Genomic DNA, 4,058 nt, shown 5'->3' with positions numbered 1-4,058 from the left:
AGCCGACGCGCGTCCCGCACCGTAACGCCCATACACCCCAAACGATCACAAACCATTTGGGTTACGGGTCAATATGTGGACGGCGGGCCGGGCGAGGGCGACGCCTGGGCCGACTACCAGCGGCCGGTCCCCGCCGAGGAGAGCGTCGACGGCATCGCCGACGCACCCGGCCAGGCGCTCAACGGCAACTTCAACCAGCTCGCCAAGTTGAAGGCCAAGCACCCCCAGCTCAAGGTGTTGATCTCGCTGGGTGGGTGGAGCTGGTCGACGTACTTCTCCAACGCCGCCCGCACCGACGCCTCCCGCAAGGCGTTCGTCGCCTCCTGCATCGACCTGTACCTCAAGGGCAACCTCCCGGGCGCGCCGGGCGCCGGGGCGGGCGTCTTCGACGGCGTCGACCTCGACTGGGAGTGGCCGAACTGGGACGGTGAGCCCGGCAACGTGATCCGCCCCGAGGACCGGGAGAACTTCACCAAACTGCTCGCCGAATTCCGCAGGCAGCTCGACGCGTACGGCCGCACCACCCGCTCGCACCACCCGCTGACGGCCTTCCTGCCGGCCAACCCGGCCACGATGGACGCCGGCTACGAGGGCCGCAAGATCTTCAAGTACCTGGACTTCGCCACCGTGCAGGGGTACGACTTCCACGGCGGCTGGGAGACCCGCGCCAACCAGCAGTCGGCGCTGCGCGTACCGGCGGACTCGCCCGACAACCCGGACTTCTCCGTCGAGGTGGCCGTCGACGGGTGGATCGTCCGCGGCGCGCCACGCGCCAAGCTGGTCCTGGGCATCCCCTACTACGGTCGCGGCTGGACCGGCGTCACCGGCGGCGGCAACGGCCTGTTCCAGCCGGCCGCAGGCCCCGCACCGGCGACCTTCGAGGCCGGATACGAGGACTACAAGAACCTCAAGGCCCTCGCCGACAACGGCTACACCGTGCACCGCGACCTGCGCGCCGGGCACGCCTGGCTCTTCGACGGTACGACCCTCTGGACGTACGACGACCCGGCGGTCGTGTTGCAGAAGACGCTCTACATCCGGCGAGCCGGCCTGGGCGGGGCGATGATCTGGTCGCTGGACGGCGACGACGACAACGCCACCCTGACCAGGACGATCGGCCTCGGCCTGACCACCTGGTAGCAACCGACGCCCGTGATCACGTGGTGCGCGAGCAGCACGTGGTCACGGGCGCTGCTCCTGGGGCGTCACCGCGTGCACGGTGGCCTCGATGAGCGCGGTCACCTGGGTCATGTCCCGCGCGCGGGACACGTCCAGGTCGGCCGACCAGCCGTCGCCCCGACTGAACCCCACCGACACGTCGTCACGGCGGTGGGTGAGCCACCCGGCCACCGCCTGGACCAGCACCATGGCGGCGCCCGCGCCCTCGACAGCCACCCGCAGCACGTCCGCGCCGCCCTCGGGCACCCCCTCCGGCGGCGTCAGGGTCACCCCGTCGCGCAGCCGGTCGTCGGCGCGCAGCCAGGACGCCAACGAGCGCCGGGCATCGACAGACGAAAGATCCGGACGAACCGCGAGCGTGATCATCTCCGGCACGTTCTGCTCCCTCCAAGACGACGCTGAGTCACACCACCATCCTGCCAGCCGGTCCCGGACCCGGCATCCCACGCACTCACCGGAGCCGATCGGACCGTGACCGCCGCGTCGGCCCGTTCATAGGCTCCGGCCACTGCGAGGCTTTCCCCCAAGAAGGGAACCCGAGACATGGCCCCATCGTCGCGTCCGTTCTGGACGGTCCCTCCGAAGCGGCTGGCAGGCGTCGCCGCGCTCGCGCTCCTGCTCGGCACGACTCCCCTGCTCGGCGGCACACCAGTCGTGATCCCCAACCCGCAGGGCCTCCAGGCCGACGAACACCCCTTCACGGACGACCTGGTACGCGCGCTGCGCGCCGCCGGAGTGCCCTTCCGGTCGGTGGTCGCCTGACCGATCCCCCGCACAGCGAAGCGCCCGTCCCTTTCGTTCGGAAGGGACGGGCGCTTGTCGCTTGGGATGCCGGTCAGGGCCGACGGGCGACCTCGGCGACGAACGCCCGCCACGACGCCGGCCCGAAGATCAGCGCCGGCCCGTCGGGGTCCTTGGAGTCCCGCACACCGACGATGCCCGGCAGATTGTCCGCAACCTCGACGCAGTCGCCCCCGCTGGATCCACTGCGGGTGGACTTGCGCCAGTTAGCGTCGATCAGGTCCATGACGTCACCACTTCCTTCATCAGGTCGGTTGACTGCCGTCGAGGTAGGGCCTCGTTCCGTATGGTCTCCCACTTTGACAGAAGCGTAGCCATGTCGTCGTCGCCACTGATAACCAGCCCGCCAAGCTGGTTCTCCAACTGGCCGACCCACTTACCGTCCGCAGCCCGAGCCAGGATGAACGGACCGGTCAGCCCTGCGTGCATGCTTACGTCACCCGGCACGATATGGACGCTGACGTTTGGCCGCTCGGCCATAGCCGTCAGGTGTGTGATCTGCCCTGCCATGATTCCTCGAAAATCCTCGCCCGCACGCCGCAGCACCTCCTCCCCGATCACCGCAACAAATTGCGGCGCCTTTGGCTGGGTGAGGATCGATTGCCGGTCCAGCCGAGCGGCAAGCCGCTTATCGACCTCCTCCTCGCTGAGAGTGTCGTCGCAGCGAATGACCGCTCGGGCGTACTGCTCGGTCTGGAGTAGGCCCGGCACCAGGGACGGCTGCCACGAGCGGAGTTGAGTCGCAACGTGTTCGGCGTCCAGCCATGGCAGGAACCAGGACGGTGCCCCGAGCTTCGCGACCATGCGTTCGAACAGGCCGCCGTTGTTGAGGGCACGGTCGGCGCCCTTGATGAAGTCCATCGTCAACGCTCGCGTCTCGCCCTCGACGGCGCTGACGTGCGACGCGCTGAACCCGGCACCTCGGCCGAACGCCTCCTGCGTCATCCCGGCGGCCCCGCGGGCGCGGCGGATCTCTCCGACGATGAACGCGGCGAGCGAGTGCGGCAGATCAGCCATTCAATGCTCCCCAAACCGGAAGATCGACTACCCACGCCACTGCCCGGCGTGGAGAGGCTTCGCCAGTTCAGCCCGAAGCGACGAAGCACCTTCCGAGCGTAGTGGCCTCCACGGCAGAGTGTCACCAGCGGCGCGGCCGGTGGAGGACCCGAGACCCGGCGGACGCGTTCGTTCCGGGGCCGCCCTCTGGGCGAGCACTCACGGGCGGCCCCTACCAACGTCTGCCAGGGGGAGACCATGCCCATCGACCACACACCGCAGGTGCGGTCCGGTGACCTGCTTTACCTGACCCGTGCCGCGAGCCCGCAGTTCGGCCGCCCCATCACCGTCCGCGTGATCCGCGCCCTCACCGATCGGCACACGTACCACGGTTGGTTGTGGATCGACGCCTACGTGCTCGGTCCGAACGGAGACGCGGTCGCGCGCTGCGAGCTGTACCTGATGCCCGCCGGCGCACAATGGCTCACCTCCCCACCTGCCACACCACGCCGGACCGCCGCCACACCTCGAACCGCCGCCCCACGCCGGACCGCCGCCACACCTCGAACCGCCGCCACACCTCGAAACCCCGCGCCACCCAATCCCACCGCGGTGCCCGCCACCGCGCCGCCCCGCCCGACCACCACCTCACCCTGCCCCGCCCGATCACCGCGCCGTCCCTGCCCACCTCGCGGTCGCGTCGTGATGCTCGGCGCCCGGCCACGCGCGGTCCGGTGCGGGTCGGCTGATGTCCCATCGCGCTCCCGACCATCAGCCCGCCCGCCCGACATGGCGCTGCGGCACCTGCGGAATCGCCTGGCCCTGCTCGGCCGCCAAGCTCCGCCTCCTGGCGGCCTACCGGTTGGATCGCCCGGCCCTGCTGGCCCACCTGACAGCATCCCGCTCGGGATCACCGGCGCCCCGGCCAACCGGCACGACTCGCCGCTGCTGCGCGACACCTTCGAGCAGTGCAGCGCCCCACTGCGCCATCACTGGCCGCAGCAGGTCACCGCCCACCTCGACCGCGGCTACGACAGCAACCGCACCCGCGAGCTACTCGACGAGATCGGCTTCGACGCGCA

The 4,058-nt window shown here is 70.0% G+C and carries 5 protein-coding genes and 1 pseudogene; 3 read left to right on the top strand and 3 right to left on the bottom strand.

The features are described 5' to 3' along the window. Window positions 1-75: 75 nt before the first annotated feature. Window positions 76-1,140 (top strand): glycoside hydrolase family 18 protein, encoded by a 1,065-nt coding sequence (locus ACLQ24_RS28800; protein WP_425894882.1) that lies wholly within the window; start codon window positions 76-78, stop codon window positions 1,138-1,140. A gap of 42 nt (window positions 1,141-1,182) precedes the next feature. On the opposite strand, the gene ACLQ24_RS28795 is transcribed toward ACLQ24_RS28800, so the two are convergent. After that, window positions 1,183-1,545 (bottom strand): effector-associated constant component EACC1, encoded by a 363-nt coding sequence (locus tag ACLQ24_RS28795; protein WP_425894883.1) that lies wholly within the window; start codon window positions 1,543-1,545, stop codon window positions 1,183-1,185. 177 nt (window positions 1,546-1,722) lie between these two features. On the opposite strand from ACLQ24_RS28795, the gene ACLQ24_RS28790 reads away from it, so the two are divergent. Continuing rightward, window positions 1,723-1,941: a hypothetical protein gene (locus ACLQ24_RS28790; RefSeq protein WP_425894881.1), complete on the top strand. Its 219-nt coding sequence runs from the start codon at window positions 1,723-1,725 to the stop codon at window positions 1,939-1,941. A gap of 73 nt (window positions 1,942-2,014) precedes the next feature. Here ACLQ24_RS28790 and ACLQ24_RS28785 read toward each other — a convergent pair whose 3' ends face one another. Then, a complete protein-coding gene (locus tag ACLQ24_RS28785) occupies window positions 2,015-2,206 on the bottom strand; it encodes a DUF397 domain-containing protein (protein ID WP_425894880.1) in 192 nt (63 codons plus the stop codon). Then, window positions 2,197-2,997, bottom strand: a complete 801-nt coding sequence (locus tag ACLQ24_RS28780) for a helix-turn-helix domain-containing protein (protein WP_425894879.1) — start codon at window positions 2,995-2,997, stop codon at window positions 2,197-2,199. Before ACLQ24_RS28780 ends, ACLQ24_RS28785 begins: the two co-directional genes overlap by 10 nt. A 768-nt stretch (window positions 2,998-3,765) precedes the next feature. On the opposite strand from ACLQ24_RS28780, the pseudogene ACLQ24_RS28775 reads away from it, so the two are divergent. Next, window positions 3,766-4,058, top strand: a pseudogene (locus tag ACLQ24_RS28775) (hypothetical protein); the annotation flags it as partial.

The sequence above is a fragment of the Micromonospora sp. DT4 genome (genome assembly GCF_049841675.1).
In the GTDB taxonomy this organism is placed as follows: domain Bacteria; phylum Actinomycetota; class Actinomycetes; order Mycobacteriales; family Micromonosporaceae; genus Micromonospora.
The sequence above is the reverse complement of the archived record's forward strand: the minus strand, read 5'-3'. Positions and strand labels throughout refer to the sequence as shown.

Coding starts and splice junctions, on each gene's coding strand:
- ACLQ24_RS28795 (WP_425894883.1), bottom strand. CDS start 1,545: ATGATCACGCTCGCGGTTCGTCCGGATCTTTCGTCTGTCGATGCCCGG.
- ACLQ24_RS28790 (WP_425894881.1), top strand. CDS start 1,723: ATGGCCCCATCGTCGCGTCCGTTCTGGACGGTCCCTCCGAAGCGGCTG.
- ACLQ24_RS28785 (WP_425894880.1), bottom strand. CDS start 2,206: ATGGACCTGATCGACGCTAACTGGCGCAAGTCCACCCGCAGTGGATCC.
- ACLQ24_RS28780 (WP_425894879.1), bottom strand. CDS start 2,997: ATGGCTGATCTGCCGCACTCGCTCGCCGCGTTCATCGTCGGAGAGATC.